Annotated in this window: 21 protein-coding genes and 1 pseudogene; 9 read left to right on the top strand and 13 right to left on the bottom strand. The window is 71.0% G+C overall.

What is annotated here, in order from left to right; translation table 11 throughout:
* The first annotated feature begins 28 nt into the window (after positions 1–28).
* Positions 29–649 carry a TetR/AcrR family transcriptional regulator gene (locus OG246_RS05590; protein ID WP_266456674.1) on the top strand — a complete coding sequence of 207 codons (621 nt, stop codon included), beginning with the start codon at positions 29–31 and terminating at the stop codon, positions 647–649.
* Positions 650–659: 10 nt separating this feature from the next.
* Here OG246_RS05590 and lysA read toward each other — a convergent pair whose 3' ends face one another.
* Positions 660–2012: a diaminopimelate decarboxylase gene (lysA, locus tag OG246_RS05585; protein ID WP_266456672.1), complete on the bottom strand. Its 1353-nt coding sequence runs from the start codon at positions 2010–2012 to the stop codon at positions 660–662.
* 17 nt (positions 2013–2029) lie between these two features.
* Positions 2030–2389: an SAV_915 family protein gene (locus tag OG246_RS05580; RefSeq protein ID WP_266456669.1), complete on the bottom strand. Its 360-nt coding sequence runs from the start codon at positions 2387–2389 to the stop codon at positions 2030–2032.
* Positions 2390–2658: 269 nt separating this feature from the next.
* On the opposite strand from OG246_RS05580, the gene OG246_RS05575 reads away from it, so the two are divergent.
* Positions 2659–3942, top strand: coding sequence for an acyltransferase family protein (locus tag OG246_RS05575; protein WP_266456667.1), 1284 nt, complete (start codon positions 2659–2661; stop codon positions 3940–3942).
* Positions 3943–3944: 2 nt separating this feature from the next.
* Here the strand turns inward: OG246_RS05575 and OG246_RS05570 are convergent, their stop codons facing one another.
* Positions 3945–4490: a universal stress protein gene (locus OG246_RS05570; protein WP_266456666.1), complete on the bottom strand. Its 546-nt coding sequence runs from the start codon at positions 4488–4490 to the stop codon at positions 3945–3947.
* 124 nt (positions 4491–4614) lie between these two features.
* Positions 4615–5121 carry an NUDIX domain-containing protein gene (locus OG246_RS05565; RefSeq protein WP_266456665.1) on the bottom strand — a complete coding sequence of 169 codons (507 nt, stop codon included), beginning with the start codon at positions 5119–5121 and terminating at the stop codon, positions 4615–4617.
* 308 nt (positions 5122–5429) lie between these two features.
* Here OG246_RS05565 and OG246_RS05560 point away from each other — a divergent pair, with 308 nt between their 5' ends.
* Positions 5430–5687: a hypothetical protein gene (locus OG246_RS05560; protein WP_266456664.1), complete on the top strand. Its 258-nt coding sequence runs from the start codon at positions 5430–5432 to the stop codon at positions 5685–5687.
* Positions 5688–5808: 121 nt separating this feature from the next.
* Here OG246_RS05560 and OG246_RS05555 read toward each other — a convergent pair whose 3' ends face one another.
* Positions 5809–6702 carry a hypothetical protein gene (locus tag OG246_RS05555; protein WP_266456663.1) on the bottom strand — a complete coding sequence of 298 codons (894 nt, stop codon included), beginning with the start codon at positions 6700–6702 and terminating at the stop codon, positions 5809–5811.
* A gap of 365 nt (positions 6703–7067) precedes the next feature.
* Between OG246_RS05555 and OG246_RS05550 the strand changes: the two genes are divergently transcribed.
* Positions 7068–7697: an antibiotic biosynthesis monooxygenase gene (locus tag OG246_RS05550; protein WP_266456662.1), complete on the top strand. Its 630-nt coding sequence runs from the start codon at positions 7068–7070 to the stop codon at positions 7695–7697.
* Positions 7698–7760: 63 nt separating this feature from the next.
* Positions 7761–8219, top strand: a complete 459-nt coding sequence (locus OG246_RS05545) for a hypothetical protein (protein WP_266456661.1) — start codon at positions 7761–7763, stop codon at positions 8217–8219.
* A gap of 73 nt (positions 8220–8292) precedes the next feature.
* Here OG246_RS05545 and OG246_RS05540 read toward each other — a convergent pair whose 3' ends face one another.
* The 3 genes from OG246_RS05540 to OG246_RS05530 form a co-directional block, all read right to left on the bottom strand.
* The gene (locus OG246_RS05540) at positions 8293–8820 is read right to left on the bottom strand and encodes a GNAT family N-acetyltransferase (protein ID WP_266456660.1); all 528 of its coding nucleotides are present in this window, start codon (positions 8818–8820) and stop codon (positions 8293–8295) included.
* Positions 8821–8913: 93 nt separating this feature from the next.
* Positions 8914–9609: a maleylpyruvate isomerase family mycothiol-dependent enzyme gene (locus OG246_RS05535; RefSeq protein ID WP_266456659.1), complete on the bottom strand. Its 696-nt coding sequence runs from the start codon at positions 9607–9609 to the stop codon at positions 8914–8916.
* A gap of 109 nt (positions 9610–9718) precedes the next feature.
* The gene (locus tag OG246_RS05530) at positions 9719–10258 is read right to left on the bottom strand and encodes a YbhB/YbcL family Raf kinase inhibitor-like protein (protein WP_266456658.1); all 540 of its coding nucleotides are present in this window, start codon (positions 10256–10258) and stop codon (positions 9719–9721) included.
* 158 nt (positions 10259–10416) lie between these two features.
* Here OG246_RS05530 and OG246_RS05525 point away from each other — a divergent pair, with 158 nt between their 5' ends.
* From OG246_RS05525 to OG246_RS05510, 4 genes and pseudogenes are all read left to right on the top strand, one after another.
* The gene (locus OG246_RS05525) at positions 10417–11121 is read left to right on the top strand and encodes a GntR family transcriptional regulator (protein WP_266456657.1); all 705 of its coding nucleotides are present in this window, start codon (positions 10417–10419) and stop codon (positions 11119–11121) included.
* A gap of 135 nt (positions 11122–11256) precedes the next feature.
* A complete protein-coding gene (locus tag OG246_RS05520; RefSeq protein WP_266456655.1) occupies positions 11257–11505 on the top strand; it encodes a hypothetical protein in 249 nt (82 codons plus the stop codon).
* Positions 11505–13768: pseudogene (locus OG246_RS05515) on the top strand (heavy metal translocating P-type ATPase). The gene OG246_RS05520 and the pseudogene OG246_RS05515 overlap by 1 nt, the downstream one beginning before the upstream one ends.
* Positions 13769–13787: 19 nt before the next feature.
* Positions 13788–14327: a copper chaperone PCu(A)C gene (locus OG246_RS05510; protein ID WP_266456653.1), complete on the top strand. Its 540-nt coding sequence runs from the start codon at positions 13788–13790 to the stop codon at positions 14325–14327.
* Here the strand turns inward: OG246_RS05510 and OG246_RS05505 are convergent, their stop codons facing one another.
* From OG246_RS05505 to OG246_RS05485, 5 genes are read right to left on the bottom strand one after another with little or no spacing between them, the layout of a single operon-like run.
* Complete coding sequence (locus tag OG246_RS05505) at positions 14328–15539, bottom strand: MFS transporter (RefSeq protein ID WP_266456650.1); 1212 nt, start codon at positions 15537–15539, stop codon at positions 14328–14330. It lies immediately after the preceding gene.
* A complete protein-coding gene (locus OG246_RS05500) occupies positions 15536–16762 on the bottom strand; it encodes an ATP-grasp domain-containing protein (RefSeq protein WP_266456647.1) in 1227 nt (408 codons plus the stop codon). Before OG246_RS05500 ends, OG246_RS05505 begins: the two co-directional genes overlap by 4 nt.
* Positions 16759–17862, bottom strand: a complete 1104-nt coding sequence (locus OG246_RS05495) for a pyridoxal-phosphate dependent enzyme (protein WP_266456644.1) — start codon at positions 17860–17862, stop codon at positions 16759–16761. Before OG246_RS05495 ends, OG246_RS05500 begins: the two co-directional genes overlap by 4 nt.
* Positions 17859–18866 carry an ABC transporter substrate-binding protein gene (locus OG246_RS05490; RefSeq protein ID WP_266456642.1) on the bottom strand — a complete coding sequence of 336 codons (1008 nt, stop codon included), beginning with the start codon at positions 18864–18866 and terminating at the stop codon, positions 17859–17861. Before OG246_RS05490 ends, OG246_RS05495 begins: the two co-directional genes overlap by 4 nt.
* Positions 18863–19675: an ABC transporter ATP-binding protein gene (locus OG246_RS05485; protein WP_266456640.1), complete on the bottom strand. Its 813-nt coding sequence runs from the start codon at positions 19673–19675 to the stop codon at positions 18863–18865. Before OG246_RS05485 ends, OG246_RS05490 begins: the two co-directional genes overlap by 4 nt.
* Positions 19676–19679 lie beyond the last annotated feature (4 nt).

Raw genomic sequence — 19679 nt, 5'->3', positions numbered from 1 at the left:
TATGGAGCGAACGATCTACAATGCAAGCGTGACCGAACGCAACCGTGGACGCCCCCGAGCCTTCGACCGCGACCGTGCGGTCCTCGAAGCCGCTCGCCTCTTCTGGCGACGCGGCTACTCCGGCACCTCGACCCGCGCCCTGACCGCGGCCCTCGGGCTCTCCACGTCCAGCCTCTACGCCGCGTTCGGCAGCAAGGCTGGACTGTTCGAGGAAGCGGTGCGGACCTACGCCGAGCGGTACCGCGAGATCTATCAGCAGGCTGTCGCCGAGAACGTCATCCAGACCGTCATCGAACGCATCCTGACCGACTCGGTGCACGAGTTCACCCAGCCAAGCGGCACGCACCCGGGGTGTCTCATCAGCAGTGCCGTGATGAGCGACAGCACGGGCACGCTCGATACCAGCGCCTACGTCGCCGAACTGCACAGCTCGAACGAGCAGGCCCTCCTCGCGCGCATCGAACGAGCGGTCCAAGAAGGGGAACTAGCCGCCGGCACCAACGCAGCGGTCCTGACCGGGCTCGTCCAATCCGTCTGGCACGGATTGTCAGTGCGATCCAACGGCGACACATCTCGCGAGGACCTGCTCGCGACGGCGCAACTTGCTCACCAACTGATCTGCCAACAACTCACGTCATCAACGTCCTGACCCGCAACAGCTAGAGGCCGACGTCCCGGCGGCTCATGTCGTCCAGCGACTCACGGCGTACGAGGATCCGTGCGATGCCGTCGGCCGCCGCGACGACCGGGGGCCGGCCGACCAGGTTGTAACCGGAGGCCATGGACAGGTGATAGGCCCCCGCCGCCGGTACGGCGAGGAGGTCGCCGGGGTGTACGTCGCCGGGGAGCGCCACCTCGTCCGCGAGGATGTCGCCCGCCTCGCAGTGTCGGCCCACGACCGTGACGAGGCGGGGCGGCGCGGTGGAGGCGCGGCCGATGAGCCGGGGTGCGTACCGGACGCCGTACAGCGCGGGCCTCGGGTTGTCGCTCATACCGCCGTCGACGGCGACGAAGGTGTGCTCGCCGGTGCGCTTGACGGACAGGACCCGGTAGACGGCGACCCCGGCGGGTCCGACGACCGCACGGCCGGGCTCCAACGTCAGCCGGGGGAGGGGGAGTTGGGCCCTCGCGCAGCCGTCCGCCAGCTCGGCGCCGACCCGGCCGGCCAGGAGGCCCACGTCGAGGCTGTCCTCGCCGGGCCGGTAGGCGATGGCGTGCCCGCCGCCGATGTTCAGCTGCGGCAGGGTGACACCGTGCTGGTCGCGGATCCGGGCCATCAGCCCGACCATGCGGCGCACGGCGGCGACGTACGGCTTCACGGTGGTGACCTGCGAGCCGATGTGGCAGTGCAGGCCGACCAGTTCGAGGTGCGGCTGGTCGAGTATCCGGGTGACGGCGTGCTGCGCGGAGCCGTCCGTGATCGACAGGCCGAACTTCTGGTCCTCGGTACCGGTACGGATCTTGGCGTGCCCGCCGGCCGCGATGCCGGGCACCACCCGCACCATGACCTTCTGGCGGGTACCGGCGGGCGTGATCGCGGCCAGCCGGGCGATCTCCGAGGTGCTGTCCACGACGATGCGGCCGACTCCGAGGCGCAGCGCGGTGCGCAGGTCCTCGGGGCTCTTCGCGTTGCCGTGCATCACGATCCGCTCCGGCGGGAACCCGGTGGTGACGGCGAGCGCCAGCTCCCCGGCCGAGCACACGTCCAGGCCGAGGCCCTCCTCCTGCACCCAGTGCGCCATCGCACGGCACAGGAACGCCTTGGCCGCGTAGACGATGTCGGCCTCGGGAAACGCCGTGCGGTACGTACGGCAGCGCTCGCGGACCTCCTGCTCGTCGAGCACGTACACGGGGGTGCCGAAGCGGTCGGCCGCCTCGGCGAGGGAGACGCCGCCGACGGTGACGTCTCCGTCGGGCTGGGGGCGGGCGGAGCGGGGCCAGACGGACAGGCCGTCCGTGTCGGAGGGGTCGCTCTCGTTGGCGGGTGGGAGGGAGGTGACTGAGATGGTCATGGCGTTTCCTCAGCTCCTCAGCCGATGAGCGGGGTCGGATGCGCGAGGACGACCGGGTGCGGCCACGGGTCGGTCGAGGGCGCGGCCGCAGGCGCGGAGAGCTGCGGGTCGACGGTGAGGGCGCTGACGCCCAGGGGCGCCGCGAGCGCGCGCAGCGCGGGTTCGGACAGTCTGATGCAGGCCTGTTCCGTGCCGAGGGTGGCGGTGAGCTTCGCCGCCGAGGTGAATCCGACGGCCGTACGACCGCCCAGGGGGGTGCGGAAGAACCGGGCCGTGCAGCCCGCGGGCCCCGACCGGACGGGTACGTAGAGGAGTCCGGCCGGGATGCGTTCGGAAGGCTCGGGGTCCGGGTCCTCGGGACGGTCCAGTGGAGACATCGTGCAGCTCCTTGACGAGGGTGACGTGCGCCGCTCTGCCGATGCTCTTCTGTATCGACCGGACGCTCCGGTGACGCTATGCCCGGGTGACGGGGTACGGAGCGGGCTGCTGACGGATGCTTGACGTCCAGCCCGGCAGCCGTAACGCGATGCTTACGGGGGTGTGGCCGGAACGGGGTTCGGCTGGGTGTGTACCTGGCGTTCCCGTCCCGGAGGCCGGACACTGGTGCGGCCACAAGCGACATGCCACACGCCACGGGGGAGGCGGCATGACGGAGCCGGGAGGCGCGTCGGCGGAGCGCTCGGAGCCCGCGGGACCTGCGGGAGCCGCGGAACCTGCGGGACCCGCGGGACCTGCGGGAGCCGCGTCCGGTCGGCGTACGGAACTGGACGCGATCCGCACACTCGTAGTCGTCGGGCTCGTCTTCTTCCACTCGGCGCTGGTGTTCGCCACGGACACCGACTTCTACGTCCAGAACCGCGACACCACCGACGCGATCCTGGTCATCGCCGGGTTCGGCGTGGTGTGGGCGATGCCGATGCTGTTCTTCGTCGCGGGCCTCGGCTCCTGGCACTCGCTGCACCGCCGCGGCCCCGGCGGCTTCGCCAGGGAACGGCTGCTGCGCCTCGGCGTACCGCTGCTGTTCGCGACGGCCGTACTGCTGCCGGTGCCGCAATGGCTGCGGGAGCGGTCCGCGGACCCCGGCTACGACGAGTCCTACCTCCGCTTCCTGCCCCGCTTCTTCGACGTCCATCTGGACCTGTCCGCGTTCCCCTTCGTCGTACAGGGCAAGTACTTCGAGACGGGCCACCTGTGGTTCGTGGTGCTGCTGCTCACGTTCTCGCTGTTCCTGGTGCCGCTGACCCGGTGGTTCCCCGAGGCACGCGCACGCCGGCTGCGCGACGCTCTGGCCAGGGCGTGCGAGCGGCGCGGCGTGGTGCTGCTCCCTGCTCTTCCGCTGGCCGCGATGAGCGCGCTGATCGGCCTGGAGGAGGACTACGGAGGCTGGGGCCGATGGGCGTACCTCCTCTTCTTCCTCTACGGCTTCATCCTGGCCACCGACGACCGCCTACGCGCGGCGATGCGCCGGGATGCGGTGGTGGGCGCTGTCCTCGGACCACTCCTCTTCGCCGCCTGCGCGCCCGGCTTCATGACGGCGGACGACGCCTTCACGGACCAGACCGCGCTCGCGGTGGTCTCGCGTGCGCTGTTCGGCGCGGCGGGGTGGTGCTGGATCGTGGGGATCGTGGGGCTGCTGGACCGACGCGGGCGGCGTGACCGGCGTGACCGGCCTGTGCCTGGGGCCGGTGACGATGCGGGTCGTCGCCGCCGCTTCTTCGGCTATCTGGCCATCGGCGCACTGCCGTTGTACGTCCTCCACCAGCCGATCGTCGTGGCGGTCGCGTACGGAGTGGTCGGCCTGGACGCCCCGATCCCGGTCAAGTACGTCCTGATCGTGGCGGCTTCGCTCGCCCTGACCCTGGCTTCGTACGAACTCCTCGTACGGCGGACGAAGTTGACGCGCTTCCTGTTCGGGATGCGTCCGCGCTGAGCTCAGTTCTGCCTCTGCTTGCCGTCCGTCAACTCCCGTGCGTCGAGGGGCAGTCGCAGGCCGATACGGCGGTGCGCGGAGGCAAGCTCGCTCTCCAGGGGCGAGGGCGGGACGGCCAGGACGGGACAGCCGGCGTGGGCGAGGCAGTACCGGGCGGTGGACGGGGAGAACGCCCGGTGGATCCAGCCACGACACCCCGCACCGACCACCAGTAGATCCCCGTCCCGGTCCGCACACTCCACCAGCGCGCGCCCCGCCGTACCCCGTACGACCAGCCCCCGGAACGGAACCCCGGGCCCCGCATCACCGAACGCCGTGCGCAGAGCCCCGAGCAGCCGCTCACCCGCCGCCCGCCGTAGATCGGGCACGGGCGAGGTGAACACCGCACGCCGGGAGGCGAGTTCACCCCCGGGCAGCTCCCAGGCGAGCACGGCCAGCAACTCGGCACCCCCACGCCGAGCCTCGCCCACGGCCCGATGCAGAGCCACCAGACTCCCCAGCGAACCACTCACCCCGACCACGATGCGCCGCCCCGCGTCCTCACCCATTGCCTGCTCCTGTCCGCACGGATGTCCGCGTCCCATGGAAGGGGCCAGCGAGCGGGCGGACGGCGGTGTTGGTGTTTACCTGACGCCGGGAGGCCGGTTCATAACACGCTCCTGACGCCGCCGCTCAGCGCCAACCGCGGAGGGAGACTTGCGGGCCCCGGCCCCCGGAGAGGTACTGGTGAAGTGCGTCGGCGCTCGAGCCCACGAACGCATCGGGGATGGCGTCGGCATCGACCCACCGAACCTGCGCGTGCTTGCGCGGTTCGCGGTTCTCGGGTTCGCCGGTCCATTCATGAGCGGCGAAGACGACGGTGAGGAAGCCATTGGGGGCTTCGACGCCCGATGCCCCATGGACGATGTGAGCGACCTCCAGCACCTCCGGTTTCACCGTCAGCCCCGTCTCCTCGTACAGCTCACGCACGGCGGTCCCGGTGATCGGCTCGCCGGGTTCACTCTTCCCGATGGGCAGGTCCCACAGGCCCTGGCCGAACTTGGCGTTCTCACCGCGCTGGAGGAGGACGATTCGGTTGGCGGCCCGGTCGTGGACGATGACGGCCGCGGCCAGGACGGTCATGGATCCGAGGGCGGGCTTGAGGGCCTCGGGCTGGTCGTCGGGGGTTGGCTGAGCCACGGTGGTCCTTTCGACCGGTCGGGTCACCTCAGTGTCCCGATTCTCCGGACACTGACAACTCGTCTCAGCATCCCGAAACCCCGGACGCTGAGCCGCCTGAACAGGTCCCTCTGATCACCGGGACGTCGCGCTCAACCATAGGACGATGCGAACGAGCTCTTGCTGATGGGTGTGAAGGCGTACTGCCCGACCCTCAGGCCGCAGTGGTAAGGCCTGCGTTCACTCAGCAGGTTGAAGCTCCACGGTTTTCCCCACACATCGCCCACCCCCCGTGCAAAGTTGCCCTCTCCACTACAGGGGGAGAGAGCATGCATCAGCAGCCACAGCGCTACGTCCAGAAGCGTGGCGCCAACCACGGCCTGCACTTGTTCCTGACGATCATCAGCTGCGGCCTGTGGGCAATTACCGGATGGCCGATCGCCGCAGCCATGGGCCGCAAGACCGTAACGACCGGGTACGCGCCACCACAGCAGCCGCCGTACGGCTACCCGCCGCAGCAGGGCTACCCACCACAGCAACACGGACAGTACGAGCAACCACCCTCCGGGCCTCCCTACGGCCAGTAGCTGCCGCACCAATTGGACCTCACTGCGGGCGGTGGTTGCTTCCCGGTGGCACGCCGACCTCGCAGGCCGCCGCGAAGCCTTCGTCGACTCCAGGGCACCGCAGAGCGCGAAGTCGAGACCATCAGGCTGCTTTCCGGCAGTCGCGGCAGGAGGACGGTTCCGGGGCCCGGTAGGCGCGTTCGCAGCCGTCGCAGGTCTGCCAGGGCAGGACGGTCCGCTGCGTGGGTGGTGCATCCGGGATTGGTGGCGCCGCGAGGGGGACCTCGCCGAGCCGGTAGGCGAGAACCCGCGCCGGGCGGGACTGGAAGTGCCTGGGGAGCCCGGCGGTGAGCAGGCCGGTGATCTCCTCGGGCCGGAGGCCCCGCGCGAGCCACTCGGTGACGGCCGGGGCCAGCTCGGCGACCTCGCGGCGGGACAGGGTCAGTCTGCGGTCGACGATCCGGAGGGAGGCGAGGATGATGACGGCCTGGGGGTCGGCGTCGTCGAGGCGGAGTGGTGGAGCGGGTGACTCGGCGGGCGAACTTGCCTGTGCAGGCCTGGCGTTGGCATCCGATGAGGGCGATGCGCTGTTCCGGGATGTCCGTCCCGGTGTGCCGCCCTCGGCGGACTTCCGCGGCCGGACAGGCCCGTCGGGTCGGCCGGGCGGCGGGGTCGGCTGCCTCTGGCCACGCGGTACGTCGTAGAAGAACGTCCGCGTGCGCACCTGACCGTCGGGCCCGCGCTCGCGCCGCCGCTCCAGGTAACCGGCGGCCTCCAACTCCCGTAGCGCACGGGAGATCAGGATCTCGCCCTCGGTGAAGTGCCTGCACAGCGCGGCGATGCTGACGATGGCACCGTCCGGCAACGAGAGGATGTAGGCCGCGACGCCGATGGTGACCGCGCTTCCGCGCCGCTGCGCAAGGGCGTTGGCGATCACGGTGAAGTCGGCGGTGAGGCGGGTGCGGACGTGGATGACGCCGGAGGTGGGAGCTCCGGCGGTGGCGCGCGAGGGCGCGTTAGACTGCGGATCAGCCATCGGGAAGGTTTCGCTTCCTGAGCGGTCAGGCCCTCGTTCAGGATTGCCGTCCTGGCGGGGGCCGTCGTTTGTGTGGAGTTGTCGCCGGGAACGTAACCCTCCGCCTCCACTCTCCGCAACCGCGTCACTCCTGAGGGTGAACGGGTGGGTGGGGGAGGGTAGTTGGTTCTTTCCTTAAAGTCCTTGGGGGAGGGCCGTGGCTCACCGGGGTGCCGCGAACGAGGGCCCGGTGGAGCTGGAATGCCGTCCGGGGCCGGTACTTGGCCGGCTCGGATGCGGTCGAGGGACTGGGGATGGGTCGGCCGCCGGGTCGCGTGACCGGATCACCTTGACCTGAAGTGTGGTTCAGGTTTCACGATGGTTCGGTGACTGACAACGGAATCACCCTGATCGACGCGTGGGAACTGCCCGAGGACCGGATCGACGAGTCCGTTGCACGCTGCCGGGAGCGCGTCGGGCTCATCCACGGTGCCCCCGGTTTCCGGGATGCGCGGCTGCACCGCAGGCTGTTGCCGGAGTCCCGGCTCGGCCTTGTCAATGTGGCGCACTGGGACAGCATCGAGGCCCGGGACGAGGCTCTGGCGAATCCCGGCTTCACCGCGTCGGCAGCCACCGCCGCGGACTACGCCACCGTGCACGGCGGTTGGTACGAGGTGGCGGCCGAATACCGCGCGGCGGGAAACGGTTCGGGCGAGGGGCCGGGAATCACCTTCGTCAATGTCTTCGAGCTGCCCGCCGAGCGGATCGATGAATTCCTGTTGCACTGGCTCGGCCACGCAGAGCTGATGAGCAAGGCGCCCGGCTTCAGGGACAACCGGCTGCACCGTGCGGTGGACCCGGACACTCGCTTCCAACTGGTCGACATCGCGCACTGGGACAGCCCCGACGCATGGCGCACAGCAGACAACGACCCCCGCTTCCAACAGCACCCGTCCACCACCCCTGACTTCGCCATCGCCGACCCCGCACTCTTCCGGGTTGTCGTCGAGTTCTGAGCGGGGGTCGTAGACTCCCGAGCCGTTCGCCCCGGTGGTCGGGCCGGCACCGGAAGGCGGGCGATGAGCGGCAACTACCTGACGGTGATTCCGACTGATCCGCACTGGCAGCCCAGTCGGGATGCGGCGGATCGTGCGGCGGCCGTGCTGTCCGGGATGCTTCCCGACGACTCCCGCCGTGGCTTGGAAGCCAAGTGGCACGACAGTGTCGAGGTGGTCGACTGCGGTGCCAACCTGGAGAAGATCTCCTGCCTGCGCTGCGGTGCGGAGCTCACCCCCGGCTGGTGGGGGGAGGCCGTCTCGGAGCGCTACGACGAAGGCTTTTCGACGCTCATGGTGACGGTTCCCTGCTGTGACGCCGAGACGTCGCTCAACGGGCTGGTGTACGACTGGCCGATGGGGTTCGCGCGGTTCAGGATCGAGGTCCTGTATCCGAACCGGGCGTGGCTGACCGACGAGGAACTGGCCTCCGTCACGGACGTGCTCGGACATCCCCTACGACAGATCCTCATCCACATCTAGCACCGTGACCGCATGAGTCCGCCTGGTCCCGCTGCAGTTGTGCAAGCCGCCAGTCGCTCGGGCCGCTCTCGGATCACGCGCGGATCCGGTACAGCACGTTCCGGCGCAGTGGGCCCTCGAGCTCGTTGGGGTCGTCGAAGTCGTCGGCGGGGTCTCGGGTCATTCCGATCCGGCTCATCACGGCCTGGGAACGGAGGTTGGTGGCGGTCGTCACCGCAAGGATTTCGGGGAGTTCGAGGGTCTCGAAGCCGAAAGCCAGGCAGGCCCGGGCGGCCTCGGTGGCGTAGCCGTGCCCCCAGGCCGAACGGGCGAGTCGCCAGCCGGCTTCCACTCCGGTGAACGGCATTCCGTCATCCACCCGGTCCAGGCCGGCGAAGCCGATGAACTCGCCGGTGGCGAGCACCTCGACGGCCCACCACCCGTAGCCCCGCTCGTCGAATTCGGTCTGGAAGCTCGCCACCGAGGCGTCGGTCTGCTCACGGGTGAGGAGAGCCCCGAGGTGTTCCCGGACCTCTGGATCGGCGTTCATCGCCGCCCATGGTCCAAGGTCGGAATCCTGCCATCGACGGAGCGTGAGGCGTTCGGTACGCAGTTCAGGCATGCCGCCCAGCCAACATGACCTGCGGGCAGCGAGTCGATCCCTTTTCCGGCGGGACGGCCAACGTCCGCCCGCCCCGCTTCGAGAGACCCGAGGTCAGGGCACCAACGGCCCGTCCAACACCCGCTCCCCGGCGTGCCGATCGCCCTCCCACGTCAGTGCGTCACCCGTACGCGGCAGCCGTCCCCACAGTGTCAGCAGGAGGCTCTCCGCCGTCCCGGCGAGGACCGCGACCGGGGTGCCCGGACCGTACGTCCAGGTCGCCCCGGTGTCCGTGGCTTCGAGGCGCAGCGCGACCTGGGGCGGGGCCGCGCGGCCGCGTGCGGTCTGGCGAGGGGCCATGGTGTCGAAGACCTCGGACACGCCGTCGTGGACCAGGTCCGCGTCGAGCGGCGGTGCGGGTACCCCGAGGGCGTGTTCGGCGTCCCAGCGGTGGATGAGTGTCTCCAGGCAGCGGCGTCGTTGCCAGAAGCCGACCGTGTGCGGGGGATAGAAGGTCCAGGCCGCGGTGGACGGGTCGTTGTCCAGGGCGGTGAGCAAGGTCTCGGACGTGGCGTCGAACCACCGTCCCAGCGCCGCCGGGTCCCGTGGCGCCGCCGCCGGTTTGAGGTCGCCGTGTCCCTCGGTCACCGCGGTGGCCGCCCAGAGGTTCCCGCTGCCCAGATGGTCGGCCAGGTCGTACAGCGTCCAGTCGCCGCAATGCTCGACCGGTGCGGCCAGGTCGCCGTCCAGACAGGCCCGGAAGCGGTCCAACTCGCGGCGCAGATGGAGGAGTAGGGATGCGGAGTCCATGCCGGGAACGTATCCCGATCGGCGCCGGGTGACGACGTCACGCTCACGGCCGCGCCGGGCCGCATCCCGGCACGCCGCAGGCTGAACGTCGGCTGGGACAAGCTGTTCGTCAGGCGGGAGTCTCGGCGGTGGCGGTCAGGACCGCGCGGCCGAGGATGTGGCCGGCGATGTTGAAGCCGAGGTAGGCCGGGGTGGTGTCGGCCGGGACGCCGATGGACTCGACGTCGAGGGCGTGCACCACGATGAAGTAGCGGTGAGGGCCGTGCCCGGCCGGCGGGGCGGCGCCGATGAAGCGGGCCGCGCGGGCGTCGTTGGGCAGTTGGAAGGCACCCTCCGGCAGGCCCGAACCGGTGTCGTCGCCGGCTCCCTCGGGCAGTTCGGTGACGGTGGCGGGGATGTCGGCGACCGCCCAGTGCCAGAACCCGGACCCGGTGGGGGCGTCGGGGTCGTAGACGGTGACGGCGTAGCTCTCGGTGCCTTCCGGGGCGCCGCTCCAGGACAGCTGGGGCGAGACGTCCTTCCCACCGGGGACGCCGGAGATGCCGGAGAACTGCTCGGGTGACCAGGCGGCGCCGTCGGTGACGGTGGTGCTGGTAACGGTGAAGGAGGGCGCCTCGGGGAGGCGGGCGAAGGGATCGTTGGCGCTCATCGCGTCGTTCCTTTCAGGCCGTGCTGTGGGGTGACGGTGATGCGGTCGGCGGAGGGCCCGCAGCGTCTCGTAGAGACACCGCCGTCATCCTTCATCGACCACTGAATCGACGATAACACGAACAATCGATTATTCACTGGATCGTCTATGATGGCGACATGACTCGGACGGCCGACACCTCAGCCTCCTCGGGGAAGCAGATGCTCTCCGAGCAGGTCTACGCGCACCTGCGGGACGCGATCATGCGCGGGGGTTACGCCCCCGGTGACGCCCTCAAACCGCAGGACCTCGCCAGGGAACAGGGCGTGAGCCTGGCCGTCGTACGCGAGGCGCTCGTGCGGGTGGTCGGCGAGGGCCTCGCCGACCGGCTGCCCAACCGCGGCTTCGCAGTCCCGGCCTTCTCCGACAGCCGCTGGCAGGAGATCGCGGAGGCCCGCCGGACCGTCGAACCGGTCGTGCTGCGCATGTCCATCGAGCGCGGCGACGTCGACTGGGAGGCCCGGGTACGAGCCGCCCACCACCGGTTGTCCCGCACCCCGGCGTACGCGCCGGAGGAGAGCGAGTACTACAGCGACGCATGGTCCGAGGCCCACCGGGTCTTCCACCGCACCCTGCTGGAGGGCTGCGGCAACCCCGTCCTCCTTGAGACCTTCGACCGGATGTGGACCGCGAGCGAACTGGCCCGCCGCTGGTCGGCACACCGCAACCCCGACCGTGACCACGTCGGTGAGCACCGCCGGCTGGAGGAGGCGGCGCTGGCCCGCGACGCCGACACCGCGGCCGAGGTACTGGCCCGCCACTTCACCCTGACCGCGACCGAACTGGCCGGCCCCACCCACCACGAATCCGCGAAGGAAACCTGACGCACCAGCCCGACAGGGCGGCCAAGTGACGTACACCACAAGCCAATTGAGGAACTCACCCCGCGACGCGTCCGACTCCTGACTCGGTACGGCTCCACCCCACGGACGCCGTACGAGGCGATCTGGAGACCCGGTATGGGCGAGCCCCGACAATCCTCCCCCGACGCGGGCGCGGGCGCGGCGTTACGGAAGTTGACGCCGCCGCCCGTGCTGGTCGGCTTTCTGCTGCTTCTGGTGCTGATCTTCGCGGTGTCGTACGCCGTCGGCGCCGCCGCTGGACCCGTGGCGCCCGGCATCCACGGCACCGACCCGGGCACGGGAACGAGCGGTGGCGGTGACGGAACCGACGGCGGCACCGGGCACGGACACGGATCGGACGGCTGATGGCCTCGGAATCGGAAACCGTCCTCGTGACCACTGACCTGACCGTCGGCGGCATGACCTGCGCGGCCTGCGTACGGCGGGTCGAGAAGAAGCTCGGCAAGCTGGACGGGGTCACGGCGACCGTCAATCTGGCCACCGGGCGGGCCCGGGTGAGCCACCCGGCCCATGTCCGGCCCGGCGAACTCGTCGCGACGGTGGAGAAGGCCGGCTACACGGCAGCGCTCCCCGCGCCTCCCAAGAAGCGCCAACGCCCGGACGGCGGAGGGTCCGAGGACACCCGGGGCGAGCGGGACCGACTGCTGGTGACCGCACTGCTCGCGGTGCCGGTGCTCGTGCTGTCGATGGTGCCCGCCTGGCAGTTCCGGAACTGGCAGTGGCTGTGCTTCGTGCTGGCCGCACCGGTCGCCGTGTGGGGTTCATGGCCGTTCCACACGCGGGCGGTACGCGGATTGCGGCACTCGGCGGCGACCATGGACACGCTGGTGTCGCTGGGGGTGGTGGCGTCCTTCTCGTGGTCGGCGTACGCGCTCTTCCTGGGCGGCGCGGGGGATCCCGGCATGCGGATGCCCTTCAGCCTGGTGCCCTCCTCCTCGGACGGTGTCGCGCACATCTACCTCGAAGCGGCCGTCGGCGTACCGCTGTTCGTGCTGGCGGGGCGATTCCTGGAGGCGCGTGCCCGGCACGGGACCGGGGCGGGACCGGGGCGGCGCTGCGGTCGCTGGCCCGGCTCGCGGCCAAGGATGTGTCGGTGCGAGAGGAGGACGGGTCCGAACGGCTCGTCCCCATCGAGGAGTTGGGGGTCGGGCAGGTCTTCGTCGTGCGGCCGGGGGAGCGGGTTGCCACCGACGGCGAGGTGGTGGAGGGCAGTTCCGCCGTGGACCTGTCGCTGGTGACGGGGGAGAGCGAGCCGGTCGAGGTCCAGCCGGGCTCGGCGATGGTCGGCGGCGCCGTCAACGCGGGCGGGCTGCTGGCGGTACGAGCCACGGCGGTCGGTGCCGACACACAACTCGCCCGGATCACCCGGCTGGTGACCGAGGCGCAGGCTGGCAAGGCGCGGGCGCAGCGGCTGGCCGACTCGGTGGCCGGGGTGTTCGTGCCCGCGGTGCTGGCCCTGGCCGTGACGACCCTCGGATTCTGGCTCGGTGCCGGGGCCGATCCGCAGGCGGCCGTCACCGCGTGCGTGGCGGTGCTCGTCGTGGCCTGTCCGTGCGCGCTGGGCCTTGCCACGCCGACCGCGCTGATGGCGGCGACCGGGCGGGGTGCCCAACTGGGCGTTCTCATCAGCGGTCCGCAGGCCTTGGAGGGGCTTCAGCACCTCGACACCGTCGTGCTCGACAAGACCGGCACGCTCACCTCCGGGCACATGAGCGTCGCCCGGGTCACGGCGGCGCCGGGCGGGTCGGGGAGGGACGCGGTGCTGCGGCTGGCCGGGGCGGTCGAGCAGGGTTCGGAACATCCGCTGGGGCGGGCGATCGCGGCGTATGCGCGACGCACGCTGTGGTCACTGCCGGAGGTCGGCGAGTTCAGCGCCCTGCCGGGGCAGGGAGTCCGTGGCTGGGTGGAGGGACGCCTCGTCGAAGTGCTCGCGCCGGACCAGGAGTTGCCCGTGGACCTGGCGGACGCGCTGCCGGTGGCGGAGGCCGCCGCGCACACACCCGTCGTGGTGCTGGTGGACGGAGTGGCCGAGGCCCTGATCGAGGTCGGTGACGTCGTACGGCCGGGAAGTTACCGGGCCGTGGAACGGCTGAGGCGCGACGGTGTGCGGCCGGTGCTCGCCACCGGCGACCGCGAGGCACCGGCCCGGGCCGTCGCGGCCGCGCTCGGCATCACCGAGGTGCACGCCCGCTGCACACCCGAGGACAAGGCCGACCTCGTACGGGAGCTGAGGGAACAGGGCCGTCGGGTCGCCGTGGTCGGCGACGGTGTCAACGACGCCGCCGCGCTGGCCGGCGCCGACCTCGGCATCGCCATGGGCAGCGGCACCGACGTCGCCATCGGCGCGGCCGACGTGACGCTGGTGCGCGGCGATATCGAGGCCCTGGCGGACGCGGTACGGCTGGCCCGCCGCACCCTGGGCACGATCCGCGTCAACCTGGTGTGGGCCTTCGGCTACAACGTCGTGACCGTGCCGCTCGCCATGGTGGGGCTGCTCAACCCGATGCTCGCCGCGGCCGCGATGTCGGTCAGTTCGCTGCTGGTCGTCGGCAACAGCCTGAGATTGCGCGCCTGGCAACCGACGCGGGGCAGGAGTCGTACGCGATGAACGAAACGAGTCGTACGCGATGAACGAGCCGGACTTGACGACCGAGCAACACCCGTGGCGGCCGACCCGTCGTCGCCTCACCGACACCCTGCTCGCCGCGCTCGCGCCCGTGGCCGTGTGCAGCCTCGCCCTGGGCGGTCTGACCACCTGGGTCGGGGCCGGGAAGGCGGGCAGCCCGGCCCGGATCGTCGTCTCGTCGGGGCGGGTCTTCCTGCCGTACGGCGACAGCACGGAGACCGCCGCGTTCTTCGACGTCTCCAATCCAGGCGGCGCCGACGACCGGCTGGTCAAGGTGACGTCCTCCGCCACCGGCGGGGAGATCGGCCTCAGCCGTCACAGCACCGCCGGCAGCGGAGCCGCTCGCAAGGAGGCGGTGTCCTCGGCGCCGATCCCCGCGGGCGGCGAGTTGTCGATGTCTCCGCACGGCCTGGACGTGGTCCTGCGGGCCAGGATGGGCTGGCGGGCGGGCGACCTCGTGTCGTTCACGCTGCACTTCGAGCACAGCGGGGCGATCGAGACCATCGCTGTGGTGGTTCGCCCGAGCGACCCCGTGTCGTGATCACAGGGCCCTGTGAAGTGCGGTCGTGGTGCGGCCGGGGCGGAGCCGCCGCAGGCCACGGATCAGCAGCGGCGGCAGCAGCGCGCACTGCACCGCGACCGCTGCCCAGAACAGGCCGGTGTGGCCGGACCGTTCGGCCAGGTCGTAGCCCCCGCCTCCCGCGATGCCGCTGGCGAACGCGCCGATTCCGGCCGCCAGTCGCTGGTGGCCGAAGACCACCGCGGGTGAGCGGCCGGACCGGTTCAGGGCTTCGAGGTCGTTCTTGAGGAAGAGGACGATCTCGCCGAGGCAGATGAGCAGCGCTCCGGCCAGGATGGCGGCCGGGTGGCCGAGGGCGAGCGTGGTCATGCCGGCGGCCAGCGCCGTGAAACCGAGCCGCAGGGCGCGGGGGTAGGGCAGGCGGGCGATCCAGTCCGACAGGAGGGGCTGCGCGACGACCAGGAGCAGGGCGTACAGCGCGAGGACGAAGGCGTAGAAGACCGTCGAGGTCCTGGGCACGGCGTAGACCGCCAGGTAGTGCTGGAAGAACATGAAGACGTACACGCTCAGCACGGTGATCGCGAAGGGCAGGACAGGCAGTCCGGCGAACGGCTTCTCGCGGGGCCGGGGCGCTTCCCCGACGTCGGCCGGCCGCTCGTCGGGTTTCTCCACGGGCAGCAGCGCGTGCCCCACCGTGACCGCCGCGAACAGCACGGAGACCGCGGTGAAGAGCCCCGCCGAGGCGCTGAGCACGAAGGGCGCGGCGGCGATCGGGCCCAGGGCGATACCGGCGTTGAGGGCGGAGCTGCTCGCGGACAGCAGCAGCGGGCGCTGCTCCTCCTCCACGCGGTGCACCAAGTACGCCTTGTTGGCGGGCAGATAGAGCGCGGCGCCGGCGGACACGAGGAACAGCGCGGTGACGGCCACCGCCGGATTGCCGAGCCCCGGCAGGAAGCAGACGAAGCCCGCCGTACGGATCACCAGGGCGAGCAGCATGGTGCGCTGCAGCCCGATCCGCTCGGCGATCGCGGCCCCGACGACGCCGCCGGAGAACTGCACGAACGAGGCGACGGCGAGCACCACGCCGACGGTGCCGAGCCCCATGCGCAGCCGTTCGTGCAGCAGGACCGACATGAAGGGCAGCACGGCGAAGCTGCCCAAGGGAATGAGGAACGATCCGGCCAGCAGAAAGTACTGCGGGCCGGTGAGCGCCCTGAGCGGAGCCAGAGTCATCCCCGGTCGTCGGTGGCGATGACCGGCCGTATGCTCCCGGCCGCGCTGAGCGCCCGGTGCAGGGCCAGTTCGGCCGTCGCCGCCTCGGCCAGGACGATGCCGGTGCAGCCGCGCTGGTCGGCCAGGTGCTCCACGCGCCGGCCCGGGACCGCGGTGGGGTACCACTCGGGCGAGCCGGGGAAGGCGGACAGACCGTCCAGGCCGGTCCAGCCGGTGAGCGTGCCGGGCCGGTCGGGGTAGACGAGCACGAAGGCGGTGGCGGGACCGGGGGTGTGATCGGCGGCCGGGGTGTCCAGCAGTGCGGGGCGGCGGCCGAGAGCTGTGTCGACCATGGCGTCGTAGACGTTGGTGCGCAGGGCGCGGCACAGTGCCTCGCCGACGAGCGCGCCGCCGATGCGGCGGTTGATCTCGACCAGTTCCGGGCCCTCGGTGGTGAGGACGAACTCCACGTGCGCGAAGCCGCTGTCGTGGCCCGCGGCCGCCAGCACGCGCGCCACCCAGTCCTGGATCAGGCCGAGTTCGGGGCGGGGGAGGACGACGGGGAAGGCCGCAGCCTCCTCGCGTACGGAGGGCTCGGGGGACATCTGCCGGCTGAGGACGCCGAGCAGCTTCGTCTCGCCCTCCCAGCTGATGGTTTCCGCGCTGTAGACGGGACCGGAGAGGAAGGGCTCGGCGAACAGCCGCCCGTTGAAGGGGCGTTCGGCGGCCGCGGTGAGGGCCGTACGCAGCTGGAGTTCGTCGCGTACCGGCCAGACGTTGCGGGAGGAGGTGCCCGCGGAGTCCTTCAGGACGGCCGGCAGACCGATCACACGGAGGATCTCCGAAGCAGAGGAGGGATCGGCGAGGGCGCCGCCCCGGCTGAGGCCGCGCTCGTGGAGGAGGTTGCGCACCCGGCTCTTGTCCCGCAGTTGGCGGACCGCGCTCGGGTCGGGTCCCGGGAGGCCGAGTTTGGCGGCGAGGTCGGCGCCCGGGACGCTCCAGGTGTCGGTCGAGTTGATGAGCCCGCGCAGGTCGGGCACGGCGGCCAGGGCGGCGGCGCACGCGGCTTCGTCGGTGGTGTCGAGGTCGACGATGTCGAGTGCCGTGGGGTCGAGTCGGTCGAGTTCGTGGCGGTAGACGTCACGGTCGCCGGTGAGCAGACACAGCCGGTGTCCGGCGTTGTCGGCAGCCGCGATCAGGCGTCCCAGGCCGAAGGTGAGTGCCTCCAGGGCGGCGATGGTCACGATGCCTGGTCCTCCTTGGTGGGTGAGGCTGTTCCCTGTATGGGGATGGCGGGTTGGCGTACGTCGTACCGCCGCCGTTTCCACTCCATGGCCGACCACGGCAGGGCGAGGTCCTTGAGGCTGGTGATCTGGTGCGGCTTGAGCGCGCGCGGGTCGAGGGCCTCGTGGTGGCGGGCGAAGACGCGCTCGGTGTAGCGGTGTCCGGTGTCGGCGCCGATGACCAGGTGTGTGCGGCCGGGGTCGCGGCCGGCCTCCCAGCCCGCGACGAGGTGGGCGGCGCCGGTGGACAGACCCGCGAACACGGCGTGTTCGCGCAGCAGGCCGACGGCGCCGGCCATGGCGTGCCGGAAGTCGAGCCAGTGGAGGGTGTCGTAGAGGTCGTGGCGGACGTTGTCGAACGGGATCGAGCTGCCGATCCCGGCGATGATCGCCTCGGGGTCGCTGAACCCCTCGCTGCCGAAGGTGACGCTGCCGAAGGGCTGGAGTCCCAGCAGGCGTACGTCCCGGCCGCGCCCGCGCAGTGCCTCGACCAGTCCGCCGCTGGAGGAGCCCGTGCCCACGGCACCCACCACGGTCAGCGGTACACCGGGGAGCGCACGGTCCACGAGGTCGGCGAACTCGCGGTAGCCGGTGTAGTGGACGCCGTCGTGGTACTGGCGCATCCAGTGCAGCCCCGGCTGTTCGGCCAGCAGCTGCCGGACCCGGCGGACCCGCCCTTCCTGGTCGAGTCTCAGGTCCTTCGAGGGCGGCATCTGGTCCACGGTGGCGCCGAGGATCTCCAACTGGGCGCGCATCGTGGCGTCGACGGTGGTGGAGGCGACGATGTGGCAGTTCAGGCCGTAGCGGTGGCAGGCCATCGCCAGGGCCAGGGCGTAGATGCCGCTGGAGCTGTCGACGAGGGTCTGGCCCGGTTTCACGGTCCCGCGCTCCATCAGGGTGCGGACCGCGCCGAGGGCGGCGTACACCTTGAGGGTCTCGAAGCGGGCGAGGACGACGTTGTCGGACAGCCGCAGCAGGTCGGGGGCCTTGATGGCGTCGGTGATGTGCTCGTGGACGGGGGCGGTGGGTGTGCGTGTCGCGCGCGCCGGGGTCACCGTCACCGCCCGACCGAGCGCAGGTAGCGGCCCAGGTCCTCGGCGCCCGTGACGTTGCGCGGGCCGCTGACGGCGTCGCCGTACGACATGACGAGGAAGTGGTCGTCCTTCACCGCCGGGACGGACTTCAGGCTGGGCAGCGACTTGAGGTAGGCGATCTTGTCCTTGGCCGGCTGGTCGGCGTAGTCGATGATGACGATCACCTCGGGGGCGGCTTCGATGACCGGTTCCCAGCCGACCGTCGTCCAGCCCTTGTCGAGATCGCCGAAGACGTTGGTGCCTCCGGCCGCGCCGATGATGTCGTTCGGCGCGGCGTGGCGGCCGGCGGTGAACGGCTGGTCGGTGCCCGAGTCGTAGACGAAGACCTTGGCCGGGTCGCCCTCGGCGGGCCAGGTCTTCTTCAACGCGGCGACACGGCCCTTGAGTTCGGTGACGAGTTCGTCGGCCCGCTTCTCGACGCCGAAGATCTTTCCCAGGTTGTCGAGGTCGGTGTAGAGCGCCTCCAGCGGTGTCGCGTCGACGCTCTTGTCGCCGTAGTCCCAGCAGGTCTCGGTGTGCAGGTAGCTGGCGATGCCGACCTTGTCCAACAGGGCCGGGGTGATGCCGCGTTCCTCGCTGAAGCCGGAGTTCCAGCCGGCCAGCACCCAGTCGGCCTCGGCGTCGACGACGATCTCCCGGGTGATGCGCTCGGTGCCCAGCCGCTCGACCTCGGCGTAGTCCTCGCGCCACGGCGAGCCCTTGATGGAGGGGTCGCCGAGCGCGTTCATGACGTAGCCGCGCATCTCTTCGGCCAGTCCCAGGGCGAACATCTTCTCCGCGCCGCTGACGTCGTAGGCGACCGGGCGTTCGGGGCGGGTGTACGTGACGTCCTTGCCGCAGTTGGAGACGGTGACCGTGTCCGGCTCGGCGTCCGCCGCCGGTTCGACCTCGGCGCCGCAGCCGGCGGTCAGCAGGAGCCCGGTGGTGAGCAGTCCGGCGGCGAGGCTGCGGGGGAATGGTCGTCTGATCACGAGGGGGGTCCTTCCGGGGACGCGTCGATGCGGGAAGCGCCGGTGGGGGCGAGGTCGTAGAGCAACTGCGGGATTCCGGTACGCGGATGGGGCACGACCATGGCGTCGACGCCGAACACCTTGCGGACCAGCTCGGGCGTCAGGACCTCCGCGGGAGCGCCGGAGGAGACCAGGCAGCCGGAGCCGAGCACGGCGATGCGGTCGCAGACCTGGGCCGCCAGGTTGAGGTCGTGCAGGGCGGTGAGGACGGTCAGTCCGGACGAGCGCAGGAAGGACAGCAGCTCGACCTGGTGCCGTACGTCGAGGTGGTTGGTGGGCTCGTCGAGGACCAGGACGCGGGGCTCCTGGGCGAGGGCGCGCGCGACGAGTACGCGCTGGCGCTCGCCCCCGGACAGGGTCAGCACGCTGCGGTCCGCGAGGTGGGCGATGTCCAGCCGGTCCATCGACCGGCGGCACAACTCGCGCTCACGGGCGGTCAGTTGATGGTTGCCGCGTGCGTGCGGAGTGCGGCCGAGGGCGACCACCTCCGCCACGGTGAAGTCGAGCTCGGTGTGGCTCTCCTGGGTCAGGGCGGCGATCGAACGGGCGCTGTCGCGCAGCTTCAGCGAGGTCAGGTCGGTGCCGTCGAGCAGGACGGCCCCTGAGGTCGGCCTCAGCGCCCGGTAGACACAGCGCAGAGCGGTGGACTTGCCGCTGCCGTTGGGCCCGACGAGCCCGACGATCGAACCGGCGGCCACATCGATGTTCAGCCGGTCGACGAGCGCCCGCCCGGCCGCTTCGACGGACAGGTCGCGCAGGGAGAGGACCATTTAC

The organism is Streptomyces sp. NBC_00620, assembly GCF_026341825.1.
Classification (GTDB): Bacteria; Actinomycetota; Actinomycetes; order Streptomycetales; family Streptomycetaceae; genus Streptomyces.
This window is presented reverse-complemented; position numbering and strand designations above follow the sequence as displayed.

Bases quoted from the DNA above. Each gene is read 5' to 3' on its own strand.
- lysA (WP_266456672.1), bottom strand. From the start codon at position 2,012: ATGACCATCTCAGTCACCTCCCTCCCACCCGCCAACGAGAGCGACCCC.
- OG246_RS05580 (WP_266456669.1), bottom strand. From the start codon at position 2,389: ATGTCTCCACTGGACCGTCCCGAGGACCCGGACCCCGAGCCTTCCGAA.
- OG246_RS05575 (WP_266456667.1), top strand. From the start codon at position 2,659: ATGACGGAGCCGGGAGGCGCGTCGGCGGAGCGCTCGGAGCCCGCGGGA.
- OG246_RS05570 (WP_266456666.1), bottom strand. From the start codon at position 4,490: ATGGGTGAGGACGCGGGGCGGCGCATCGTGGTCGGGGTGAGTGGTTCG.
- OG246_RS05560 (WP_266456664.1), top strand. From the start codon at position 5,430: ATGCATCAGCAGCCACAGCGCTACGTCCAGAAGCGTGGCGCCAACCAC.
- OG246_RS05555 (WP_266456663.1), bottom strand. From the start codon at position 6,702: ATGGCTGATCCGCAGTCTAACGCGCCCTCGCGCGCCACCGCCGGAGCT.
- OG246_RS05545 (WP_266456661.1), top strand. From the start codon at position 7,761: ATGAGCGGCAACTACCTGACGGTGATTCCGACTGATCCGCACTGGCAG.
- OG246_RS05540 (WP_266456660.1), bottom strand. From the start codon at position 8,820: ATGCCTGAACTGCGTACCGAACGCCTCACGCTCCGTCGATGGCAGGAT.
- OG246_RS05535 (WP_266456659.1), bottom strand. From the start codon at position 9,609: ATGGACTCCGCATCCCTACTCCTCCATCTGCGCCGCGAGTTGGACCGC.
- OG246_RS05530 (WP_266456658.1), bottom strand. From the start codon at position 10,258: ATGAGCGCCAACGATCCCTTCGCCCGCCTCCCCGAGGCGCCCTCCTTC.
- OG246_RS05525 (WP_266456657.1), top strand. From the start codon at position 10,417: ATGACTCGGACGGCCGACACCTCAGCCTCCTCGGGGAAGCAGATGCTC.
- OG246_RS05520 (WP_266456655.1), top strand. From the start codon at position 11,257: ATGGGCGAGCCCCGACAATCCTCCCCCGACGCGGGCGCGGGCGCGGCG.
- OG246_RS05510 (WP_266456653.1), top strand. From the start codon at position 13,788: ATGAACGAGCCGGACTTGACGACCGAGCAACACCCGTGGCGGCCGACC.
- OG246_RS05505 (WP_266456650.1), bottom strand. From the start codon at position 15,539: ATGACTCTGGCTCCGCTCAGGGCGCTCACCGGCCCGCAGTACTTTCTG.
- OG246_RS05485 (WP_266456640.1), bottom strand. From the start codon at position 19,675: ATGGTCCTCTCCCTGCGCGACCTGTCCGTCGAAGCGGCCGGGCGGGCG.